Source organism: Flavobacterium difficile, from assembly GCF_011392115.1.
In the GTDB taxonomy this organism is placed as follows: Bacteria; Bacteroidota; Bacteroidia; order Flavobacteriales; family Flavobacteriaceae; genus Flavobacterium; species Flavobacterium difficile.
This window is the reverse complement of record NZ_JAAJBT010000001.1, coordinates 314,888-339,470: the sequence shown is the minus strand read 5'-3', so window position 1 is coordinate 339,470 and position 24,583 is coordinate 314,888. Positions and strand designations below refer to the sequence as shown.

General features: G+C 30.7%; 15 protein-coding genes. 7 read left to right on the top strand and 8 right to left on the bottom strand.

The window, feature by feature from the left end; translation table 11 throughout:
- Window positions 1-29 precede the first annotated feature (29 nt).
- Complete coding sequence (locus G4D72_RS01410) at window positions 30-812, bottom strand: hypothetical protein (RefSeq protein ID WP_166075799.1); 783 nt, start codon at window positions 810-812, stop codon at window positions 30-32.
- Window positions 813-953: 141 nt separating this feature from the next.
- Between G4D72_RS01410 and gcvP the strand changes: the two genes are divergently transcribed.
- Both gcvP and G4D72_RS01400 read left to right on the top strand, forming a co-directional pair.
- Window positions 954-3,797 (top strand): aminomethyl-transferring glycine dehydrogenase, encoded by a 2,844-nt coding sequence (gcvP, locus tag G4D72_RS01405; protein ID WP_166075798.1) that lies wholly within the window; start codon window positions 954-956, stop codon window positions 3,795-3,797.
- 159 nt (window positions 3,798-3,956) lie between these two features.
- Window positions 3,957-4,328, top strand: a complete 372-nt coding sequence (locus G4D72_RS01400; RefSeq protein ID WP_166075797.1) for a group III truncated hemoglobin — start codon at window positions 3,957-3,959, stop codon at window positions 4,326-4,328.
- A 28-nt stretch (window positions 4,329-4,356) separates the two neighbouring features.
- On the opposite strand, the gene G4D72_RS01395 is transcribed toward G4D72_RS01400, so the two are convergent.
- Entirely contained in the window at window positions 4,357-5,850 is a 1,494-nt protein-coding gene (locus G4D72_RS01395) for a T9SS type A sorting domain-containing protein (protein WP_166075796.1), read from the bottom strand.
- 312 nt (window positions 5,851-6,162) lie between these two features.
- Here G4D72_RS01395 and G4D72_RS01390 point away from each other — a divergent pair, with 312 nt between their 5' ends.
- Complete coding sequence (locus tag G4D72_RS01390; RefSeq protein ID WP_166075795.1) at window positions 6,163-7,221, top strand: 3-oxoacyl-ACP synthase III family protein; 1,059 nt, start codon at window positions 6,163-6,165, stop codon at window positions 7,219-7,221.
- 131 nt (window positions 7,222-7,352) lie between these two features.
- On the opposite strand, the gene G4D72_RS01385 is transcribed toward G4D72_RS01390, so the two are convergent.
- The 4 genes from G4D72_RS01385 to G4D72_RS01370 are packed head-to-tail and all read right to left on the bottom strand — an operon-like array spanning window position 7,353 to window position 13,806.
- Entirely contained in the window at window positions 7,353-9,281 is a 1,929-nt protein-coding gene (locus G4D72_RS01385; protein WP_166075794.1) for a LamG-like jellyroll fold domain-containing protein, read from the bottom strand.
- Between the two features lie 11 nt (window positions 9,282-9,292).
- A complete protein-coding gene (locus tag G4D72_RS01380; protein WP_166075793.1) occupies window positions 9,293-10,702 on the bottom strand; it encodes a T9SS type A sorting domain-containing protein in 1,410 nt (469 codons plus the stop codon).
- A 26-nt stretch (window positions 10,703-10,728) separates the two neighbouring features.
- Window positions 10,729-12,636, bottom strand: a complete 1,908-nt coding sequence (locus tag G4D72_RS01375) for a LamG-like jellyroll fold domain-containing protein (protein WP_166075792.1) — start codon at window positions 12,634-12,636, stop codon at window positions 10,729-10,731.
- 18 nt (window positions 12,637-12,654) lie between these two features.
- Window positions 12,655-13,806, bottom strand: a complete 1,152-nt coding sequence (locus tag G4D72_RS01370; RefSeq protein WP_166075791.1) for a hypothetical protein — start codon at window positions 13,804-13,806, stop codon at window positions 12,655-12,657.
- A gap of 145 nt (window positions 13,807-13,951) precedes the next feature.
- Here G4D72_RS01370 and G4D72_RS01365 point away from each other — a divergent pair, with 145 nt between their 5' ends.
- Both G4D72_RS01365 and G4D72_RS01360 read left to right on the top strand, forming a co-directional pair.
- Entirely contained in the window at window positions 13,952-16,819 is a 2,868-nt protein-coding gene (locus G4D72_RS01365) for a sensor histidine kinase (RefSeq protein WP_166075790.1), read from the top strand.
- On the top strand, window positions 16,816-17,562 hold the full coding sequence (locus G4D72_RS01360) for a LytR/AlgR family response regulator transcription factor (protein ID WP_166075789.1): 747 nt from the start codon (window positions 16,816-16,818) through the stop codon (window positions 17,560-17,562). Before G4D72_RS01365 ends, G4D72_RS01360 begins: the two co-directional genes overlap by 4 nt.
- 147 nt (window positions 17,563-17,709) lie before the next feature.
- Here G4D72_RS01360 and G4D72_RS01355 read toward each other — a convergent pair whose 3' ends face one another.
- The gene (locus tag G4D72_RS01355; RefSeq protein ID WP_166075788.1) at window positions 17,710-20,187 is read right to left on the bottom strand and encodes a LamG-like jellyroll fold domain-containing protein; all 2,478 of its coding nucleotides are present in this window, start codon (window positions 20,185-20,187) and stop codon (window positions 17,710-17,712) included.
- A gap of 238 nt (window positions 20,188-20,425) precedes the next feature.
- On the opposite strand from G4D72_RS01355, the gene G4D72_RS01350 reads away from it, so the two are divergent.
- Complete coding sequence (locus G4D72_RS01350; RefSeq protein WP_166075787.1) at window positions 20,426-21,172, top strand: LytR/AlgR family response regulator transcription factor; 747 nt, start codon at window positions 20,426-20,428, stop codon at window positions 21,170-21,172.
- Entirely contained in the window at window positions 21,173-23,272 is a 2,100-nt protein-coding gene (locus G4D72_RS01345) for a tetratricopeptide repeat-containing sensor histidine kinase (protein ID WP_166075786.1), read from the top strand.
- Here the strand turns inward: G4D72_RS01345 and G4D72_RS01340 are convergent.
- Window positions 23,261-24,541 carry a metal-dependent hydrolase family protein gene (locus G4D72_RS01340; RefSeq protein ID WP_166075784.1) on the bottom strand — a complete coding sequence of 427 codons (1,281 nt, stop codon included), beginning with the start codon at window positions 24,539-24,541 and terminating at the stop codon, window positions 23,261-23,263. The two genes, G4D72_RS01345 and G4D72_RS01340, sit on opposite strands and share 12 nt — an antisense overlap.
- Window positions 24,542-24,583 lie beyond the last annotated feature (42 nt).

The window sequence follows — 24,583 nt, the reverse complement described above, 5'->3', positions numbered from 1 at the left end:
AATAAAAGAAATCTGTGAATCTGTGGTGGTTAGCAACTCAAAAACAACAATAACATCCACCAAAAAAACGGAATCGCTTCTATCCAAAAACTTGTATAATATTTTGAGTTTTTTACCGATGCAAAATATATCGAAATACCAACGAGAACAGCTATAAAAAGATCTATTAGAAATAAAGTTAATTTGGAATGAAAGGAAGCAACAAGTAAAAAAACAAGCAAAAAAACATAACCCATTTGTTTGGCTTTTCTTACTCCAAATTTTTGAGGTATCGTTTGTAAAGTCATGGCATCAAATTGCGAATCGTAAATTTCAAATGGTAGCATTAAAGCTCCAATTAAAACAAATAACTTCAATGGAAACCAAGTGTACGTGAGTTCGATTGGGTTTGTACTTAAAAAAGGAATACAACTCACTACAATAGTGACACAAAAACTTACCATTCCAATTTTAAAAAACCAATATTTTCTAAGAAAAGGATAAAACAAAACCAAAAAAGCACTACTTACAAAAGCTACTTGCTGTAATCTGCAAAGTTGAAAAAAATAAAAAACAAAAAAAAGGAAAGCCACCATCGTAACAAAAAATACGCCATTATTTTTCTGAAAATTAAACTTTTTTGACAACCAAAAACCTTCATACTTTAAAAAGTTATATCCAACTACACTTCCAAAAAAAATGGCAAGTATCAAATGGCTTGAAAAAGAAATGTTTAACGACAACTCCGTTACTTTTACAAACGAAACTATCGCTAAAGCCACATGCAAACTACTTCTGATGTAAAAGTCGAATATTTTCTTTACTAACTTCATTCAACAAAAATAATCAAACTGTTAACAACAAGTCGAATTAGTTGATAAAAATGATAAAAAATCAATCCAAAAGCCATTATTTTTATCAGATTAATAATTACTTTTGTAATCAAATTTTAACACAACCTATTTTTATATATAATGAGAACAGATGCTTTTGCTTTAAGACACATTGGAACTGGTGAAAACGACCTTAACCATATGTTACAAACTATTGGAGTGGATTCGTTAGACCAATTAATATTTGAAACGATTCCTACAGATATTCGCTTGAAAAACGAATTAGACTTAGAAGAACCAATGACGGAATATGAATACTTAAATCATATTCAAGAATTAGGCAAAAAAAATAAGGTGTTTAAGTCGTATATTGGTTTAGGGTATCATCCAGCAATTGTTCCTGCAGTAATTCAAAGAAATATTTTTGAAAATCCGGGTTGGTATACCGCTTATACTCCGTACCAAGCAGAAATTGCACAAGGTCGTTTAGAAGCAATTTTAAATTTCCAAACCACAGTTATCGAATTAACAGGAATGGAAATTGCAAACGCATCTTTATTAGACGAGGGTACAGCTGCCGCAGAAGCAATGGCTTTATTATTCGACGTAAGAACACGTGATCAAAAGAAAAATAACGTAAAGAAATTTTTCGTATCCGAAGAAATATTACCACAAACTTTATCTGTTTTACAAACTCGCTCCACTCCTATTGGTGTGGAATTAGTTGTGGGTAACCACGAAACTTTCGATTTTTCAACTGAATTTTTCGGAGCTATCTTACAATATCCAGGAAAATACGGTCAAGTAAACGACTATACTTCTTTCATTGCTAAAGCAGCTGAAAGTGAAATTAAAGTAGCTGTTGCTGCGGATATTTTATCATTAGTAAAATTAAAATCTCCTGGTGAAATGGGTGCTGCAGTAGTTGTAGGTACAACTCAACGTTTTGGTATTCCAATGGGTTATGGTGGTCCTCATGCGGCTTTTTTCGCTACAAAAGACGAATACAAGCGTTCTATGCCAGGAAGAATCATCGGAGTTTCTATTGATGTGAACGGAAACCGCGCGTTACGTATGGCTTTAGGAACTCGCGAACAACATATTAAACGTGAAAAAGCAACTTCAAACATCTGTACTGCACAAGTTTTATTAGCAGTTATGGCTGGAATGTATGCCGTGTATCACGGACCAAAAGGTTTAAAATATATTGCTAACAAAGTTCATGAGTCGGCAAGCACAACAGCTGAAGCTTTAAATAAATTAGGAGTGTATCAAACCAATACTTCTTTTTTCGATACGATTTTAGTGAAAGCAGATGCAGCAAAAGTAAAAGCTATTGCTGAGAAAAATGAAGTGAATTTCTATTATGTAGATGCTGAAACCATTTCGATTTCTTTCAATGAAACTACTTCAATTGCAGATATCAATCAAATCATTGCTATTTTTGCAGAAGCTACTGGGAAATCAACTGAAGCTATTTCTCAATTAGCTAATGAAACAATTATACCAGAAAATTTAATTCGTACCTCTACTTTCTTACAACACGATGTATTTAACAATCATCATTCAGAAAGTCAGTTGATGCGTTATATCAAAAAATTAGAGCGTAAAGATTTATCGTTAAATCATTCGATGATTTCTTTAGGTTCTTGTACGATGAAGTTAAATGCAGCTGCTGAAATGTTGCCTTTATCTATGGCAAACTGGAACAACATTCACCCATTTGCACCACTAGACCAAGTTGAAGGTTACCTTACCATGCTTAAAAAACTAGAACAACAATTAAATGTAGTTACTGGTTTTACAGGTACCACTTTACAACCTAACTCAGGTGCACAAGGAGAATATGCTGGTTTAATGGCTATTCGTGCGTATCATTTATCACGTGGAGACAACCACAGAACAGTTTGTTTAATTCCTTCTTCGGCACACGGAACCAATCCAGCTTCTGCAGCTATGGCTGGAATGGATATTATTGTTACAAAAACTACTCCAGAAGGAAATATTGATGTAGAAGATTTAAGAGAAAAAGCCATTTTACATAAAGATAAATTATCTGCTTTAATGGTAACTTATCCTTCTACTCACGGTGTATTTGAAAGTTCAATTATTGAAATTACCAATATCATACATGAAAATGGTGGATTAGTATATATGGATGGTGCCAACATGAATGCTCAAGTTGGATTAACTAATCCTGCAACAATTGGCGCAGATGTGTGTCACTTAAACTTACACAAAACATTTGCAATTCCTCACGGAGGTGGCGGACCAGGTGTTGGACCAATTTGTGTGAACGATAAATTAGTGCCATTTTTACCTACCAATCCGATTGTTAAAGTGGGTGGTGAACAAGCCATTACTTCTATTTCTTCTGCTCCATATGGTTCGGCTTTAGTATGTTTAATTTCTTACGGATACATTTGTATGTTAGGCGCTGAAGGCTTAACAAATGCTACAAAATACGCTATTTTAAATGCGAATTACATGAAAGCGCGTTTAGAAGCTCATTATCCAATTTTATATTCTGGAGAAATGGGAAGAGCGGCACACGAAATGATATTAGATTGTCGTGCTTTTGAAGAAAACGGTATTAAAGTTACAGATATTGCGAAACGTTTAATGGATTATGGTTTCCATGCGCCAACGGTTTCTTTCCCTGTAGCAGGAACGTTAATGATTGAACCAACTGAATCTGAAGATTTAGCGGAATTAGATCGTTTCTGTGATGCGATGATTTCTATTCGTAAAGAAATAGAAGTTTCTACTAAAGACGACGCTAATAATATCCTGAGAAATGCACCACATACTTTAGCTATGGTAACCGCAAACGAATGGGTTTTCCCTTATTCTCGTGAAACTGCAGCCTTTCCTTTAGACTATATTTCTGAAAATAAATTCTGGCCAACGGTTCGTCGTGTAGATGAAGCGTATGGTGACAGAAACTTAGTTTGTTCATGTGCACCAATTGAAGCGTACATGTAATATTAAAGTACGAATTTAGATATACGATTTACGAACTTTAAAAAAGTTTATCTTTTAAATCCCAAATTCCAATACGGTTTTTGGGATTTTTTTTGAAATAGGATAAATATCAATTTCTTCATGAACTATTATTGTAAATTTGAATCAGAAACATAAAACATGAAAGACATAGCAACCCGAGAAGATATCCTTTTAATCATTAGAAATTTCTATGATAGATTACTGAAAGATCCATCAATCAATTTCTTTTTTACAAAAGCCACTCATGTGGACCAACATTTAGAAGAACATTTTGAACTATTAGCAACATTTTGGGAACAAGGTTTGTTTTTAAAAGGCGGCTACAGCAATAACATGTTCCAAATTCATAAAGACATTCATGACAAATATCCTTTTACAAACGAACATTTTGAAATTTGGTTAGATCATTTTTATACTTCCATTACAGAAAATTTCGAAGGCAACAAAGCCGACCAAATGAAAACCATGGCTTTAAATATGGCAACTGTAATGAAAATAAAATTTACTTAAAAATGGATTAACCTAATACCCTACACTTTTATTGTTTTAAGATTTTATGTGTGAACAAGGTTGCTGAATCTTTTGCTTTTACAGAAAGCCAATACATGCCACTTGGTAAATCTTTTAAAGAAATTTGTTTTTGGTTCGACTTAAGAACTACTTGTCCGATGGAATTAATCACTTCAACCGATTCAATGGAATCTTCTAATTCTATAGTTACCAGATCGTTAACAGGATTAGGATAAACAGATAAGTTGCTACGATTAAAACCATCAGCAGATAAAGTTGCATCTGTAACACATAAATTAAAGGAAGATGTGGTTAGAGGAGTAATATATTCATTAACAACACGGATATAGTATTCATTTCCAACTGTAAAATTATTATAAGTGAAAGTTTCACCTTGTCCATTCCCATTATTATTTCGACAAACTAATAGCGTTCCATTACATCCATTTTCATACACTTGAAAACCATTACTAATATCACTTACTTGAGAAATAGTAATTGTTAAACTTGCGTTAGTTGCGACAAATTTATACCAAACATCTTGTGAAGGATTAGGGGAACAAGAAGCAGAAGCTTGTCCGTCTAAAGTGGCTCCACTTAAAGCCACAGTATTTGTAGTACAAGTTGAATTTACAGGTAGTGAAATTGCGTTTAAACAAACATCATTTAATGGAGCTGGATAATTCTGAACACAAATTGAAAACTGTACATTCACCGGATTTATAAATTCATTTAAAACTCTGATGAAATACGTTTCGCCTATAATGAAACCACTCCAACTTAAAAATTCCCCAGATCCATTACCATTAACATTTCTACAAATTACTAAATTTCCAGAACAGTTATTTTGATACACTTCAAAACCATTACTAATAGCACCACCAGAAGTTAACAATACACTCATAACTTTATCTGTGGCTACAAACTTATACCAGACATCCTGAGACGGATTAGGTGAACAAGAAGTGGAAACCGAACCATCTAATGTTGCACCAGATAAATTCACATCTGTAGTTTGACAAGTAGTATTAGGTATCAAAGTAATAGCATTTGCGCATGCATCATTCACGGGTGCAGGGTAACTCTGAATGCAAAAAGAAAAAGTATTTGTTGTAGTTGCCGTAAAAGCATTGAACACTCTTAAAAGATAAGTAGTTCCAACATTGAAAGAATTGTACAATATACTTTCACCTGAACCTACAGTATTATTTGCATTTCTACAGATAATTAATGATCCAGCACAACTATTTTCATATACTTCAAAACCATTACTTATTCCAGAAGTTCCGAACAATGTTATACCCATCATTTTTTCTGTTGCCACAAAACTATACCAAACATCTTGAGAAGCACTAGTTGCACAATTGGGCGCTGCACTATTTATTGTTGCACCACTAAAAGATCCTACTGTAACATTACAAGCAGAACTTGGTGTAATTGAAATCGCATTGGAACATAAATCATTTTGACTGTAAGATGAAATAAAAACTAACAGAAAAAAAACTAACCTTATTAATTTCATATTTTTTTTTTACAAATATATAAAAAAACTATTTTTAGTATAAAATAGATGAATTAACGAATTACACACTTGTTCTTTATTTTAGAAATGTAGTAAAGGGAATTTGAAACTATTATTATTTTGAATATTTATATTGGTAATTATATATAATTTAGTTCAATGACCCTTTAGTAAGAATTAAAAACCGAAAAAATTCTGAATTCAATAATAAAAATGAATTATTTTAACAATTTCGTAATAATTATTTAATTTACGAATTGTTGAATCATTTTTGAAATTCTAATTAGTAATTTAGACTAAAATTTTTCGAAAATGAATATAAAAATTACTGGCTCAGGAAGCTACATACCTACAGAAAGAGTGACGAATTTAGATTTCGCAAAACATACTTTTTTAAATGAAGATGGTTCTGTTTTTCCTTACTCTAATGAAGTGGTCGCTCAAAAATTTTTAGAAATTACTGGTATAGAGGAGCGCAGATATGCAAGCCCAAATTTATTGACTTCTGACATAGCTTTAATTGCCGCACAACGCGCTATAGAAGCCGCTAAAATTGATCCTGAAACCTTAGACTATATTATTTTCGCACATAATTTTGGAAACGTAAAACACGGTGCTATTCAAGCTGATGCTGTACCAACTTTAGCCTCACGTGTGAAACAAAAATTAAAAATAAAAAATCCTTATTGTGTAGCATACGACATGCTTTTCGGTTGCCCTGGCTGGGTAGAAGGCGTCATTCAGGCACAAGCGTACATAAAAGCTGGAATGGCTAAAAAATGTTTAGTAATTGGAGCTGAAACACTTTCTAGAGTAGTTGATATTCACGATAGAGATTCTATGATTTATTCTGATGGAGCTGGCGCAACAGTTATTGAAGCTACTGAAGAAGAAGGTGGAATTATTAGTCATGCTTCAGCTACTTTTGCCACTGATGAAGCCGATTATTTATTTTTCGGAAATTCTTTTAATAAAAATTTAGATGCAGATGTGAGATACATCAAAATGCACGGCAGAAAAATTTACGAATTTGCGCTTAGTAATGTTCCAAATGCTATGAAATTGTGTTTAGAAAAAAGCGGATATAAAATCACAGATGTGAAGAAAATTTTGATACATCAGGCTAATGAAAAAATGGATGAAGCCATAATAAAACGTTTTTACAAACTACACAATGAAGAATTACCGGCAGGAATTATGCCAATGAGCATTCATAAATTAGGAAATTCTAGTGTAGCAACTGTTCCAACATTATACGATTTGATAGTTAATGGAAAAATTGAAAATCAAGAAATCCACAAAGGTGACATCATCATTTTTGCATCCGTTGGTGCTGGAATGAATATTAATGCAATTGTGTATAAAATGTAAAAGAGGGAAAATTTCCCTCCTTTTTAAACATTAGAAAAAAATAAAATAACCCAAACCTATTAATATTGTGTAAAGTATAAAAAGCGTGACTTCAAGTTTATAAAAATCTTTATTTTTATTTAACATCTTATTTATTTTTTTAAAATTTTCTTAACTTCAATTTTATTGTTTTCCTTTGTAACTTTTATCTGATACATACCATTAGGCATACTTGATAAATCAATTAAACTTTCACTTGAAGTAATCACTTTTCTTCCATCCATAGTGAAAATTTCAATAAATTTAATTGGTTCTTTAGATTCAACTTTAAACTTTGTTTCAACTGGATTAGGATACACAAAAACATCATTTGAAAAAATTTCAAAATCACTAACATTCAGAGCGACATCATAATAATCTTTAATATAATTAATTTCAGTTGTATTTAAAGCTCTATTGTAAATGTAAAGTTCATCTATATTTCCATTAAAAAACTGCGTAGTGCTTCCGCCACCACCCAAATAAAAATTGGAATTAATTTTGAATAGATTTTGTATGGTAGCTTGAGCTGGATAACTACTTAACTGTATCCCATTTACAAAAACTTCAAATTCTCGTGCTGCATTAGTCCCGGCCTTATGCACTACAGCAATATGTTGCCACTGACCTAAACCACCACTATTTGTATCTGAAAGTAATCTGAAATTCGCGGAGCCCTGTGCATAACCTCTAAAAAGAGTTTGATAACTACTTGACGGTTGTTGTCTCATAAAACCCGAACCAAACAAAGAAAAATGAGTTGGATTAGATAAACCTCCCTGATCTACTAGCGAATACACCCAATAACAAATTGAAAATTCAGAGCCATCTAACACGCTATTTAGAGAGCTTGTATTGACTAATTCTTGTTGATTAGCTGAATTAAAATGCACACCATTACCATATTTACCTGAGGTTACATTTCGCACGGGTACAGAAATTGTTGGTATTAATTCGTGTAAATTATTATGATTATTAAAGTTGTTTTCAAAACTATAGTATGCAATTAAACCGTTTTGAACAATACTAGCATTTGCCGCTGTGGTAAAAGAATTTACAGCACTAAAAGTTGTACCACCCGAATTTACAGATTCTACTCGATAAAAATACGTAGTTGCAGGATTTAAACCAGTAATCACTTCATTGTATGAAGCAGAGGTACTTGTTGTTACTGGAGCCGTAAAAAATTGGTTCAAATTGTTAGAAGCAGAGCCGTATCTAATAACAGTTGAAGTAGTAGCACCATTTGTTTGAATCGTATAATTTACAGAAGAAGAAGTTGGTGTGAAATTTGAAGTGCTTATTGAAGAAATTGTAGGAGGTAAAACAGTTGGCAAACCTGAACTAGTATACAAATTTTGCACTTCAGAATCTGTTAATGTTACATTATAAATTCTTAAATCATCAAGAACTCCATTCATTTGAGCAACTACAGATGGAGTCTGAAAAGCACCTATTCTAAAAACATTACTCAAAACAATATTTCTTTCAGCAACATTTTGAGACTTAATTAATACACCATCTCTATAAATTTTTGTAACCGGAGCGGCAGTCCCAACTGTTGTTGAATGTGTAACCGTGTAAAAATACCATTGATTTAAAAAAGTAAAATGATTTACATTATGTGATAAATTGAGTGTTCCACCACCATTTACTAAAAAATTAGAATTCGTACTACTACTATTTTGCACTAATTCTCTTATAGCAAAACCTTGGTTATTTGTATTTGTCCCCCAAAAAATTGGAGTTGACGCACCTGTTGAAGAATATTTTACCCAAAAGGACACAGAGAATGAAGAAGAACCTGAAGGCAAATTAGTCATAATATCACTACTTAAATAATTAGAACTTGTAAATTGGATTGCATTATTTGCTATTCCAAATCGATCAGTCGCATAAACTTCTGTTACACCGTTGTTTTGAAGTAAAAAAGTATTTGTCGCATTCGCTAATGAATTGTCAAAATTAAATTGATATACAGGAGTTTGTGCGTAAGAGCAAAAAAACATAAGACTTATGGTAAATATTAATATTTTCTTCATCATGTTTAAATTTAATTTTTAATAATTTTTTGAGTCACAATAACCCCATTTACATCTGTAATTTTTACAAGATAAACTCCATGATTCAATGAATTTAGTGAAAAGCTTTTTAAAGTAGATTGCATAACTAATTGTCCTTGCAATGAAAAAACTTCTATTTTTTTTATTTCTGAATCCATTTGGATATTTAAAATATCATTAACAGGATTCGGAAAAACAGAAAAATTGTTTTTTTGGAATGAATCCGATGACAAAACAGAAGTTCCTTTAAGTCGAACTAAATAATCAGCAGGGTTATTTTTATAAATATTAAAAAATCCACCTATAAGAATTTTTCCATCTGAATGAATGGCTACAGATGATGTAGAATTGTTAAAACCCGTGGTGATATTAAATGTTGTGTCTTTTGAACCATCAGAATTCAAACGAATTAACCTTGCTTCTAATTGACCTTTATACGTAGAATAATTTCCGACAACTACTGCTTTTCCGTCCGATTGTAAAGCAATCGCACTTGCAGTGGCATTAAATCCTTGACCCACAATATAGCTAGTATCTTTAGATCCATCAGTATTTAAACGAATTAATCGATTTTGGGTAGCCCCATTAAAACTTGTAAAACCACCAACAGCAATAATTTTACCATCTGATTGTAAGGCTAAAGAGGCTACAAATGCACCATCAATTGTATTGAAACCACTACCAATATTAAAAGATGTATCTTTAGTACCATTTGTATTTAATCGTACTAACCCATTTTGAGAAACACCATTAAAAGTAGTATAATCTCCACCAACAAGAATTTTTCCATCAGATTGAATGGCGAAACACCAAACATTAAAGTTGACACTGGTGCCAATATTAAATGAAGTATCTTTTGATCCGTCTGAATTTAATCGAACTAAAGCATTTTGTGTTGTACCATTATAAGTAGAGAAAAAACCTCCTACTAAAATTTTACCATCGGATTGAATTGCAATTGAATATACCGTGTTGTTAAAACCAGATCCAATATTAAACGAAGTGTCTTTAGAACCATCTGTGTTTAATCTAATTAATCTACCTTGTGTTACTCCATTAAAATTAATAAAATTTCCACCAACTAACACTTTACCATCGGACTGTTGCGCTATGCAATACACATTATCATTAAAACCTGTTCCTATATTAAAGCTAGTATCTTTTGTTCCATCTATATTGATTCTTACAAATCTATTCTGAGCTAAGCCATTGTAAAAGGTAAAATTTCCACCTGCATACATTTTTCCATCAGAACGAAAAGCTACAGTATTTACATAAGTTGTTGCTGCAGAATTTGGTCCTGGACCATAGACAAAATTATAATCTACATCAGCATCATTTTGTGCAAGTATTATGTTTACTTGCAAAAGAATCATTAGAGTGATAAATATTTTTTTCATTATTTAAATTTTAATTAATACTTAGACTAATTTTTAATCAGCTTTTGGATGCCTATTTCCCCATTAACACCTTCTAATTTAACAATATATATTCCTGAATTCAAATTGGCTAATGAAAAACTTGAAGTAGTTGTATTAAAAACCAATTGTCCTTGTAGAGAAAACACTTCTACTTGTTTAATATCTTCATCTGTTTCTATAGTAACCCAATCATTCGTAGGATTAGGATACATACTGAATTTTAAAGCTGCACTAAATTGCTCAGAAAAAAGAGCTGCATTTGTATTGTCCTTCACTGCATTAATTTCTGTACCATTTAATGCTCTATTATAAATATAAAACTCATCAATATAGCCTTTAAAATATTTAACAGCCGAACCACCACCTCCAATGTAAAAATCAGTGTTAAATTTGTACAAAACTGGCACATTCGATATTGGAGGAAATCCACCCTGTAAAACGCCATCAACATATAATTCTATTTGCTTGTTATTTGTGGTACCCGATTTGTGCACTAATGCAATGTGTTTCCAAGTCCCATTGATGTTAGTTACAGTGGTGTTACCTGTATTAAAAGTTGTTGCATTAATTGCATATCCCTTAGTTAAAGAAGCATAGCCCGTATTTTGTTGTTGCCTAACAAAACCAGAACCAAACATTTCAAAATGAGTAGGAAATGTCATGCTTGATGAATTTGCTTGTGAATTTACCCAATAACAAATGGTAAATTCTGTACCATCTAATGCTGTATTTAGTGAGGAAGAATTTACTAACTGTTGAGAATTTGCCGATTCAAATCGTGCACCTAAACCTACTTTACCTCCTATTCCATCCAATATTGGTGTAGAAGCAGATGGTGTTAAATTATGTAAACCATTGTGACTGTTAAAATTTTCAAAACCGTAATAAGCCACTAATCCGTTCCCTATAGTTGAGGTAGCAGCAGTTGTAGTGAAAGTATATGTAGTAGGAGTAATTGTAGTACCAGCAGTATTGGAAGATTCAATTTTATAAAAATAAGTAGTACTTGGTGTTAAACCAGTTAAAATTTCTGAAAAAACAGCAGTTGATGTAGTACTTGGACAATTAAAAGTCAGGTTCAAATTTGAGGAACTGGTTCCATAACGTATTACAGTTGTAGCATTTGCACCATTCGCATTAATTCCGTAACCTATAGTTGCAGTGGAAGCAGTAATATTAGAAGTTGTAACCGAACTAATAGCAGGAGCACTAACATTTGGATTACTTGCATTATAAATTTGATTAATTTGAGTTGTATTTAACTCCACATTATATACTCTAAAATCATCTACAGCACCATTAAAATTAGAGTTAGCAGAAAAAATATAATTACCAATAGTAAAGGTATCGAGTTGAATGTTTCTAAAAGGTGCTGTTGTGTTTAAAATTAAATTTCCATTGCGATATACTTTTGTTGCAGAACCCCCAGAACCAGGTGCAGTAGTAACTACATAATGATACCAAGTATTAACTAAAGTAAAATGATTACTTGACAAAGAAACAGTTCCACTAGGTTGTCTGATTGCTATTCCAGAAGTGGTAGTGGTACTATTGGTAACATTCTCTTGAAAACCAATGGCACCATAAGAAGAATTTGTACCATAACCAAATACATCATTATTAGCAACCATATTATATTTTACCCAAAAAGAAACAGATAGTGTAGCGTTTCCAGCGGGTAAATTTGTCATCGAATTACTCCACAACACATTATTAGCTGCAAAATTAATAGCCGCATTGGCATTCCCAAACCTGTCAGTAACATAAGATACAGGATCGCCTAAGTTAGATAATGTAATTGTATTTCCTACATTAGCAACTGAATTATCAAAATTAAACTGGTATACGGGAGTTTGTCCTATTACAAAACTCGACATGAATACAAAAACTGTTTTTAGTAAATTTTTTATCATTGTATTAAATTAAAATTTTTATTTTTTTACTTTGGAGCAATCTAGTGCTTTCAAACCCATATTAGCACTTACAAAAACACCATTGGTTCCAAATTTTTCCTCTAAAGTTCCTGCTGTAAATGTGTTAGGTTGTTCAAGAGTCATTTCTTCAAAATAACATTTTGTACCTTCTTTTTTATACGACACAACGAAGTTCATTCTACGTTTGGTTAATGTTCTCACAAAAGCATTTCCATTCCAAATATTTTCATACATGTTTATCCATGTTCCTGTTGCATATACATAATCTACAGTTTCTGCGTATTTATAATATGCCGCTCTTTCTTGAGCTGCTTTTAGAATTGCTCCATTTGAAGGTTCATCTTTAAAACCATTTACTTTATTTGGCATTGCATTTTTTGCTATAGCGTCTGCTAAGAAAAACTGACATCTGTTTAGTGCTAATTCAAAAATGCGTTCTTTAATTTTTTGTACAGTCCATTTCCTTACATCTGTACCTGCTTTATATACTAAATTAAAGTTTTGCTCGTCTAGATATTCACCATTAATAAATGAAGGGCCTTCACAAACTTTTAAACTTTTATTAAGTTTAATCGAGGTATGAATTACAAAAACATTTGGTTCAAGAAGTGAGATTTGAACATTATTCATTTCAAAAGGCATCAATTCAGCTTTATCTGTGGTATTTAACTTTCTTAAATCTAAATAATGATAGCGCATGTTTTCTTGTGCTGACGACCCATCTAAACCACTTACAATATTCGACCTTGCCAAATCTTTTACCCAACTTTCGCTACCCATTGAAAACAATAATTTTCCAAACAATTGGTCTTCCCAATTTTTAGTTCGCATCCACACATAACCTTTATCAGCATCTACTTCAACTAAAACTTTTTTGAATTTAGTTTGCTTTGGACCCCAACCTTGATCGTTACCATTATGAATTAGTGGTTTTTGGAAATAATAAATTCCACTTAAACCATTTCTGTCATTTTTAAAAGTTAGCTTTTCTAAATCCTGAGCCAAACTATCTTTCTCCGTTTCTTTTGAATTTCCATTCGAGTTTGATTTCGAAGTGGTTTTTTCTTTTAATTTTCCTAGTAATCCCTGTGCAGGAGAGACTGTTATGGAAACACAACTTAATACAAGAGCTATAACTAATTTTTTCATAATTTTTAAGTTAATATTTTAACAAATGTATTTGAGACTGAAGTGTGAAAATTCTTCAAGTTTGTGAAAAGTCTGTTTGAGTTTGTGTAACTATTTTTTTTAAAAAAACATAGTTATACATTTGTAACCAAGTAATTTGAGTATCATGAAGAACAAATACCTGTCTTTTCTATTTCTGCTATTTTTAATGGTAGGCTCTAATTTATTCGGACAAAATCCGTATTTTAATAAAATAGATAAGTCTGTAGGATTGCCAAGTAATACCATTTACGATATCACTCAAGATAAAAAAGGGTTTATTTGGTTTGCTACAAATGAAGGCATTTGCAAATATGATGGTGTTTCTTTTACCAATTTAAATACTGAAAAAGTAACTTCTAAAGCCGGATCGAGCCTAGTTGTTGGTAAAAACAATAAAATTTTTTATTGCAATTTTGATGGTTACATTTATTATGAGAAAAATAAAGTTTTAGAACCCTTACCACAAAATGAACCCTTAGGGTATAACCCTATATGTATTTTAAATGATTTTTTATTAACTACCGAAAAAAACAACATTGTAGTATACCACACCAAAACACTTCAATTAGTGAAAAAAATCCCTTTTAATCATAGCACCTTTATCACCGCTACAAAAGGAAACAATTGCTATTACATTTTAAGTGATTATTTATACTGTATTGATGCTTCTTTACAACTTAAGAAGATAAATTTACCTGAAGAATTAAAAAACAACAGTGAAGCCAAGTTGATAAAATATGGAGGTAACAAATTATATTTTTTTAACAAATACCAAAAAAAATATTTTGTTTATAGCGCTAACTCATTCCAAAAGTATGATTTACCCATAGATCAGGACATCATTCAAAATGTTTCATTTGTAGATGATAAAATATGGCTTTGTACAACAAATGGTATTTTCAAACTTAATGATGAAAATAAAGTAGAGCATCTTTTCGAAAATTATAATATTTCTTACTTTTTTAAGGATAGCTTCAAACACTATTGGATTTGCACTCTTACAGAAGGAGTATTGTTAATACCTAATTTTAACACTAAAATAATTCCTTTTCCTGAAAACATCACCCAATTTACTCGCTTTCAAAATGATTTACTAGTAAGTACAGAAAAAAATTCCATATACAGTTTCCAAATTGACCAAAACACTTCAAAAAAAATAATCAAAAACACTGATAATCATGAAATTTACTTGTTAAAAAAAGTAAATGATTACTATTTCAGCACCTCATCAAAGTTTAGAATTTACGATGCAAAAATGCGTTTAATCTCTGAAAAAAAATTAGCTGTAAAAAATATAATTGCTATAGATAAAAAATATTTTGCCGTAGCAGCTAGTGGATTTTGTGGAATATTTTGTTTCAACGAAAAATTAAAAAGTGAATGGGATGAATTTTATAAAAATAGAAAAAAAGAAAAAGATATCTTAAATGAAGTTCGAATAGAATCTAATATAAAGGCTAAATCCATCGCCTATAACACATATAATAAAACCATATATGTAAGTACAAATTTAGGAGTAATTTCTCAGACATTTCGAAATAAGAAAACTATTTTCTATAAGAATAAGCCGTTATATATAAACAATTTAATTGCGTATAAAAACCTTATTTTCGGTATTAATGCCAATGGAAAATTATTACAATTTAATGAAAAAAATAAAGTAACCGAATCTACAATAACCCATGAAGAAATTTCAAAATTAAAACGTATTGGTACAAACTTATACTTAATTACTAAAAAAAACATTATTAGATACAACCTAATTAATAAAAGTAAAATTTTGGTTTTAACGAATAATCAAGAATTTGATGTTGCTGATATTGAAGAAACTAAAACACAACTTTTGTTTGCAACCAAAAAAGGAATTATTTCTAAAAACTTAAAAGATTTAAATTCAGAACACAATCAATTTTTTTTACTCAACAACATTACAATAAATGGTCTTGTTTATGATACATTTCCAACTTCTTTGACACATAATCAAAATAATATCAAACTTAATTTTTCCATTTTAAATTACAATAACAATTATACCAATCCTATCTCTTATAAAATAAATAATAATAATTGGTACAGTCTTGAAAACAACAGTAGAAACTTAATTTTAAATGAACTTCCACCGGGAAATTACTCACTAAAGTTTAAAGTTTATAATTCTTTCACCAAAAAAAACGATGTTTTACACTATCATTTTGAAATAAAATACCCGTTTTGGAAAAAACCACTTTTTGTAATTGCTGTGCTGACTTTATTTTTTGGTATAGGCTATTTTATCGTTAAAAATCACATAAAAAAGATCAATCAAAGAAACAAAGAAAAACTTGAAAAAATCAATTTAGAAAGCGAATTAAGCAAATCAAAACTCACAGCAATCAAATCGCAAATGAATCCCCATTTCTTTTTCAATGCTTTAAACACCATTCAATCATATATATTAACAAGTGATAATAAAAAAGCTTTATTTTATTTAAAAAAATTCTCAGTGTTAACTAGGAATATACTAGAATATTCTGAAAAAGAAACTATTTGCTTGAAAGAAGAGATAAACACGCTAGGTTTATATTTGGAAATTGAAAAAGCAAGATTTAACGAAGAAGATTTTATTTTTGAAATTCATACAACACAACCTGATATTTCAGAAAATATTAAAATTCCGGCCATGCTAATTCAGCCATATATTGAAAATGCTATCAAACATGGACTTCTTCACAAAAAAGGACTAAAAAAACTAATCATTTCTCTTACGCTAAAAAAAAACTATTTAACGATAAGAATTGAGGATAATGGAATTGGACGTAAAAAAAGTATGGAATTAAACTTGCTTAAAAAAGGGAAACCTACTTCTTTTGCTACACAAGCCATGAATAACAGAATAGAACTTTTAAATAAAAACAAATCTGAAAAAATTAGTATAGATTATACTGATAAGGAAACCTCTACCTTTGATGAAAATGGAACTATAGTAACCATAAAAATTCCAATCAATTTATGAAAGCCATTATTATAGATGATGAACTACGTGCTCGAATTTCATTACGTGTTTTACTGAATGAATTTTGTCCAGAAGTAGAAATTGTTGATGAATGTGAAAACTTATCGTCAGGTGTAAAAAGCATCATCAAAAAAAAACCAGATTTAGTTTTTTTAGATATTGAAATGCCTGGCCATAGTGGATTAGAACTATTAGATTTTTTTGATGAAGATGATGTGAAATTTCAAATTATTTTCACTACAGCATATAACGAATTTGCTATAAAGGCATTTAAATTATCCGCTGTGGATTATTTATTAAAACCTATAGATGAAGTCATACTCCAAGAGGCAATTCAACGTGCAAAAAAACAAAACTTTACTAAACAAAATTTAGAAGCCTTTAAAGAACAACAATCGAATATAAATTTAAATAGAATTGCAATTCCATCAGGAAATACCTTAATATTTATTGAAACCAAAAATATTTTATATATCAAAGGAGACGGATCGTATACTGTTGTAATTCTTAAAAATGGCACCAAATACACCGTAAGTAGAAATTTAAAAAATTTCGAAGAAACAATAGAAGATTCTTCCGAATTGTTGCGAATCCACAAGTCATATATAGTAAATGTGAATGAGATTATATCCTATACTAAATCTGAAGGCGGTAGTGTTGAATTATCTAATAAAGAACATCTTCCAATTGCACAAGAAAAGGTAGATAAAATAATTGATTTTATTAAAATAGTTAAAAGATAAAAAGAGGGAAATAGATTCCCATTCCCTCTCATTAATCATTAAAATAAAATAACATAACCTAAACTTACTAGTATAACATATAAGATTATAATTGTTATCTCTAATCTGTAAAAATCTTTATTTTTGTTAATCATTATATTTTAAAATTTACTTTTTCACCAATTTTTGGGTGGCAATATTACCATTTACATCTTCAACTTTAACCATATAAATTCCATTAGATAAGTTAGAAACATTTAGTTGCTTATCTTTTGAAACAAGTACTTTCTGACCTTGTAATGAATAGATCTCAACTGTTTTGATTGCTTCATTAATTTCAATGTTTAAAATATCAGAAGCTGGATTTGGGTATAAAGTAAATTTTAGATTGTTCAAACTAAAATTATCTGAAGATAATAAATTTGGATTATTATAAATTTGAGTTACTTGTCCTTGTGTTAATGCTTGGTTGAAAATTCTAACATAATCAATATCAGCATTTATACCTACAATTCCTCCAGGATTTATTCCCATTCTAAAACTATCACCAGTTGTATTTAAAGCTGTTATCACTTTACTACCAAGCAATTGACCATCTCTATAAACATTCATCTCAGTTCCAAAATAAACAAACATATATTCATACCAAACACCTGTCGTTGCACCCGAATTTGGAACTAAATCATAGTCGTAATTTGTTCCACCCCAACCCAATAATTTAACTGTGGATGCAGTTTGATGACCTGCAAAAGCCTGACCTGTGGCACCTGTTCCCCAATTAAATAAATAATTTTCACCAGGAAAAGCTCCATTGTCATATTTTACTTTAATATGAACACTTCTTGCTGATGAACCTACTGGTAAATTTGGTAATGAAGTTTGTGTTCTTGCATTTATTAATTCTAATGCGCCATTTGAAACTGTTCCGTTAGAAACAAAAGCATGAGATCCGCCGATTGGTGTGTTTAAAGTAACTGAACCATCTTGGCTATTAAAATTATTATTAAATTCAAAGTTGTAAATTGGTGATGGTATAGCACCAAGTGCAGCAGTAGTAAATTGACTTACTCCAGATGCAGCAGTTCCGCTTCCGTTGGTAGCCACTACGCTAAAATAATAAGTTGTATTCGGTGTTAAACCAGCTAAAAGTGCGTTATAACTCGTTGCAGTTGTTGAAGTAACCGTTGGTCCTGAAGCAGATAAATTTAAGTTACTAGAACTTGTCCCGTAATTAATAACCGTTGTAGTGCTTGCATTACTTGTATTTAAAGAAAAGTTTACAGTAGCAGAAGTAGTTTGAATATTTGAAACATTTACCATACTTAATAAAGGTCCATTACCTTGTGTAGTAAATGTTGAAACTGTAGATTGTGAAACTCCGTAAGCATTTGTTCCTTCTACCGCATAATAATATAATGTATTTGGAGCTAATCCTGTTAATTGCACATTGCTAAAGTTATCTGTAAACCCTAATGCTGAAAAACCTGTAGTGGTATTATTTAAGTTAGAAGACGACAAGCCATATCTTATTACAGAAGTCGAATTACCTCCATTTGGTTTCAGAGTATAATTAATTTGCACTGCAGATGTAGTTATATTTGTTGGAGCATTTACTTCATAAGTAGGTCTTGCAACTTGTGTGTAGGTATTAATAGGAGAAAACACAGTTCCTACACTATTTGTTGCTTGAATTCTATAATACATTGTAGTTCCTGCAGCGGCGGTTGATAAATTATATTGTGTTGTAGCCGTACAAGCAGTATTTGTTGTTCCAGTTGCGGTAGTTCCAGTTGCGGTAAGTTCATTAGCTGCTGCTGTTTGACCATATAAAACAGTAGTAGTTGTAGAAGCTCCACCAGCATTTACAGTATAAGAAATGTTGGCGCCTTCGTGAATTAATGAAGAAGATACATTAGAAACAACAGGTAAAACAGCAGTTGAGGCCGGATTATACAAGTTTGCAACTTGTGCTGCTGTAAGCTCTGTATTATATATCTTCAAGTCATCAATTAAACCCGTAAAATTTGAATTATCATTAAAGGATCCTACTATAATTCGTCCTATTGTTGCTAACGTTCCTGATGTAGACCAAGTTTTCGAAAAACTAGCCAACAAAACATTATTTCTATAAATTTTAGTAGTATTTATACCATCGTGTGTTATAACATAATGATACCAGGTATTTAATTGAAAAGTAGGTGCATTTATTCCAACATTGTTTGATGCAGGTCCAAAACCATATACTTCAACTCTGTTAGGGTTTACAGTAATATTTGCAGGATTTTGCTGAAGACCAAATGCTTGATTAGCAGATTGTGTACCATAACCAAATGGATAATTATAAACATTATTTAAGTTATCAATAGATTTGAACCAAATTGAAATACTTCGCGCCATATTGCCTGTAGGCAAATTAGTCAAATTTGCTGTTAAATAACTTCCTCCACTTGATCCATTTATTTGAACGGCATTATTTGCTACTCCATTTCTATCTATACCATAAGAAATTGAATTACCTGTAACTGAAAATGTGGCCGTACCAGCTGTATTCGACAAACTCGAATTAAAGTTAAACTCCTGAATTGGTACTTGAGAATTTGATTTTACAAATACCAATAAAATAAATAGTTGTAATAATTTTTTCATAATAAAATATTTTTAAAATTTTAAACGAAATTACAAATGCACCCTTTTATTATACTATATGAATTCATAAACAGTCGATTTAACTTTATAAATAGATTATTGGATTTTAATACAATTTTGCTTTTACAAATCCAATTTTCAGGATAGTTACTATAAATGGTTGTTTTGACTTCATAAACCGTATTAATTCTAAATTTTGAAGTGAAAAAATTTTATTATTTTTGGAAAAACACAATACATGAAAATTTTAATTATAGACGACGAACCCAAAGCACGTTCTATTCTAAGAAATATAATTTCAGAATATTGCAAAGGAATAAATCAAATTGAAGAAGCTCAAAGTGTAAACGAAGCAATAAAAATTATTAATAAACAAAAACCTGAAATAGTTTTTCTAGACATCGAAATGCCTAACGAAAATGGTTTTAAATTATTTGATTATTTTAATATTCCGCCTTTTGAAACTATTTTTTGTACCGCTTATTCAGAATATGCCTTGCAGGCTTTTGAAGTTTCGGCTATTGATTATATTTTAAAACCAATAAGCGTTAGCAAAGTACAAGCAGCAATTGAAAAAGCAATAAAAACCCGCGGGCAAAATAAAATTATTGAGCAAGTTTCTATTTTAAAAGAAAATTTATCGGTACAACATTTACAAAAAATTGGCTTACCACTTTCTGACGGATTACAATTTATAAAAATAGACGATTTACTTTATTTTGAAGCTGATGGCTCATACACGCAAGTAATTACTACAAAAGGAAACTATTTAGTTTGCAAAAAAATTAAAGAGTTTGATGATTTATTAAACAACGATAATCGTTTTTACAGAGTCCATCGTTCTTTTTTAGTAAACATACAGAAAATTTCCAAATACAGTAAAAAAGATGGCGCAACTTTAGTGGTTGAAAATAATAAAGTAATACCCGTTGCTCGTGAAAAGAAAAATGGTTTTGATGAATTTATTGGTAAAATTAGTGTGTAAATGAAAAAAAAATATGTTCTATTTCTTTTTTTTACTTGTTTTATATTTAGTCAAAATAAAGATAGTTTATTACAAGTAATTAAAAATTATAAATTACAAGATACTTTACAATGTAGCCGTTTGAGTTTATATGTCGAACTGGAAAATGATGAAAATATTTGGATGAAATATAATACTGATATGTATAATATTGCATTTAAAAAAATAAACTTGAGGATTTCAAACGAACTCAAAAAAAAATATTACTATTATATCGGCACATATTTCAACAACATAGGCTTTTATTATGGAAGTAAAGACAACTATGAATTTGCTATTTTATATTACAAAAAAGCAATTTGGTTTTATAAAAAAGCAGGAAAAAACAATTCTATGGCCAATACTTTATCTAATATTGGTATTATTTTTGTAAAAAAAGGTGAACCTCAAAAATATATTGAATACAGCAATAAAGCTTTAAAATTATACAAAGAAACGAATAATTATGCAGGTGTTGCAAATATTTATGCCGATTTAGGTTACCAATACGCAGAAAATGGTTCCGAAGAAAAAGCAATAAAATATTTAGTTAAATCGTTAAAAATATCCGATTCTATAAAAAGTAAACAATCGAAAATACGATCACTGGAACATATAGTTAAAGTATTAAAAAGCCAAAACGAAAATCAAAAAGCGTTACAATATTCTTATGAGCTAGCATCCTATTTTAAAGAAATAGACGATAAAGAGTCGTTAGCTTTAACTTATTTTTCGATAGCTTCAACATATAATGCTTTAAAAGATTTTAAAAACTTATTTACCTACACTTCAAAATCTATAGAACTTTCAAAAAAAATAAATTCAACTAATACAATTGCTGCAAATTATGGTCTTTTAGCAAAATATTATTTAACCCAAAAACAAATAGAAAATTCTTTTAAATACTCTAAACTAGAACTAGATATTAGAGAGAAAAGTTTAAAAGAACCCGCCTACACAAAATCATTGTTAAGATTTGTAGAAATTTTAATACAAAGAAAAGACTACCAAACAGCCGAAAAAATTGGTTTACAGGCTTACAAAAAGGCCCAATTATTGGAAAACACAGAACTGATAATGAGCGCTGCAAAAAATTTAAAATCTATTTATATCGCAATGAATAAGAAATCTAATGCGTTAGATTTTGCAGTCATCGAACTGAATATGAATGATAGTTTAAACGCTGTAAACACTAAAAATTCTGCCATAAAAAATATTTTTAAATACGAAACCGAAAAAAGAGAAGCAGAAATAAAGCAACTTTCCCAAGCAAAAAAAATCTCGGAACTCGAAAACAAAAAGCAAAAATTTACAGTTTATTTGTTAATTTTAATAATATTTTCTGTCATTATTTCTAGTTACTTACTTTTTAAAAGATATAAAATCAATAAACAAAACGAAATACTAAAGTCTGAAATTGCAAAAACTACAGCCGAAAGAAAAGCTTCTGAAAGTGAGTTAAAAGCCTTAAAAAGCCAAATGAATCCGCATTTTATTTTTAATGCATTAAACTCTATACAAGAACAATTTATGTTTGGCGATAAATTAGTGGCTAACGAACAAATGGGAAATTTCACAACCTTAACCCGACAAATATTAACGATTTCGGGTAAAAAGAAAATTCCTTTAGAAGTAGAAGTAGATGTTTTAACTAAATATTTAGAATTGGAAAAAATGCGTTTCGAAACCGATTTTGAATATGCAATTCATGTAAACGAAAACATTGACGACCAATACATCGAATTACCACCTATGTTAATTCAACCATTTGTAGAAAACAGCATCAAACACGGATTGTTACACAAAAAAGGTTTAAAAAAATTAGTTATTCATTTTGACTTAAATGCTAACGAAACGTTTTTGTTATGTACAATAGAAGACAATGGAATAGGCAGAAAAAAATCAGAAGAAATTAAATATAAAAACAATCATAAATCGTTTTCTACAACATCAGTAGCACAGCGTTTACAAATAATTAACGATAACGAAAACATAAATGATGCTTTAGTTTATGAAGATTTACATGACACAAACAGAAATGTAATTGGAACTCGTGTTACATTAAAAATATCACTTACTTAATATTTTAAATACTTTACCACCTTTCATAACAAAAACCACTTTACCCATCGCATTAATATCTTTTTCAGGATTGCCATCAACCGCAATAATATCTGCTAATTTCCCTGCTTCTAAACTCCCTAATTTATCAGCTTGCCCTAATAAATCTGCGGCATTCATTGTTGCTGTTTTTAAAATTTCCATAAACGGCATGCCTACTTCGTTCATGTATACAAATTCTTTCCAATTTTCCCCATGTTCGTATACGCCGGCGTCGGTTCCAAAAGCAATTTTTACGCCAAATTTATAGGCTTTTGCAAAAGTACCTTGTATTTTCGGACCAATAGCTAAAGCCTTTGGCACTACTACGTCTGGATAATAATTTGGTTTCTTAGCGAAAGCTCCAACCGCTTTTCCTGCAGCAATTGTTGGTACCAAATACGTGCCACGATCTTTCATTAATTGCATGACTTCTTCACTCATATATGTACCGTGTTCAATAGAATGCACACCACCTAAAACCGCTCTTTTCATCGCTTCTTCACCATGACAATGTGCAGCCACTTTAAAACCATAATCTTTCGCAGTTTCTACAATTTTCTTGATTTCTTCAATCGTAAATTGCGAATTTTCGCCACTTCTTGCCACACTTAAAACACCACCAGAAGCTGTAATTTTAATACAATCTGCTCCATCTTTGTAACGTTGTCTTACCGCTTTAATACATTCATCTAATCCATTAGCTACACCAGCATCTGGACCAGGATTTCCCATCAAGTCTTTTCTATATCCATTTGTAGGGTCAGCATGTCCGCCCGTTGAAGCAATCGATTTACCTGCTGTAAAAATACGCGGACCTTCAATTAAACCACTATCAATTGCATTTCTTAAAGAAATATTCACACCAGTTCCACCTAAATCACGTACTGAAGTAAAACCACTATTTAAAGTTGTTTTTACATAACCAACTGCTCTAAAGGCTACATCAGCTTCGTTTAAAGTGAACTCTTCTAAATATTGCTTAGCATTAGTTTGATGCTCTACATGAACATGCATATCAATCAAACCAGGCATTACAGTAAATTTCGACAAATCGTAATAAACATCAGTTTCATGCAGTTTATAATCGCCTGAAACTATCTTTTCAATAGTATTGTTCAGAATAACTATCGTTTGATTTTCAAGCACCTTACCCGTTTTTACATCTGCTAATTTTCCGCATTTAATAACGGTCTTATTTTGAGAAAAAGACAAAAAGCTTATAAATAATGAGAAAAAGAAATATTTCATAATTAATAGTTTGAAGAAATTGATGTGTGTATAGAAATCAAA

Coding starts and splice junctions, on each gene's coding strand:
- G4D72_RS01370 (WP_166075791.1), bottom strand. CDS start 13,806: ATGAAAAAATTAGTTATAGCTCTTGTATTAAGTTGTGTTTCCATAACA.
- gcvP (WP_166075798.1), top strand. CDS start 954: ATGAGAACAGATGCTTTTGCTTTAAGACACATTGGAACTGGTGAAAAC.
- G4D72_RS01355 (WP_166075788.1), bottom strand. CDS start 20,187: ATGAAAAAATTATTACAACTATTTATTTTATTGGTATTTGTAAAATCA.
- G4D72_RS01360 (WP_166075789.1), top strand. CDS start 16,816: ATGAAAGCCATTATTATAGATGATGAACTACGTGCTCGAATTTCATTA.
- G4D72_RS01350 (WP_166075787.1), top strand. CDS start 20,426: ATGAAAATTTTAATTATAGACGACGAACCCAAAGCACGTTCTATTCTA.
- G4D72_RS01395 (WP_166075796.1), bottom strand. CDS start 5,850: ATGAAATTAATAAGGTTAGTTTTTTTTCTGTTAGTTTTTATTTCATCT.
- G4D72_RS01410 (WP_166075799.1), bottom strand. CDS start 812: ATGAAGTTAGTAAAGAAAATATTCGACTTTTACATCAGAAGTAGTTTG.
- G4D72_RS01375 (WP_166075792.1), bottom strand. CDS start 12,636: ATGATAAAAAATTTACTAAAAACAGTTTTTGTATTCATGTCGAGTTTT.
- G4D72_RS01400 (WP_166075797.1), top strand. CDS start 3,957: ATGAAAGACATAGCAACCCGAGAAGATATCCTTTTAATCATTAGAAAT.
- G4D72_RS01390 (WP_166075795.1), top strand. CDS start 6,163: ATGAATATAAAAATTACTGGCTCAGGAAGCTACATACCTACAGAAAGA.
- G4D72_RS01385 (WP_166075794.1), bottom strand. CDS start 9,281: ATGAAGAAAATATTAATATTTACCATAAGTCTTATGTTTTTTTGCTCT.
- G4D72_RS01340 (WP_166075784.1), bottom strand. CDS start 24,541: ATGAAATATTTCTTTTTCTCATTATTTATAAGCTTTTTGTCTTTTTCT.
- G4D72_RS01345 (WP_166075786.1), top strand. CDS start 21,173: ATGAAAAAAAAATATGTTCTATTTCTTTTTTTTACTTGTTTTATATTT.
- G4D72_RS01380 (WP_166075793.1), bottom strand. CDS start 10,702: ATGAAAAAAATATTTATCACTCTAATGATTCTTTTGCAAGTAAACATA.
- G4D72_RS01365 (WP_166075790.1), top strand. CDS start 13,952: ATGAAGAACAAATACCTGTCTTTTCTATTTCTGCTATTTTTAATGGTA.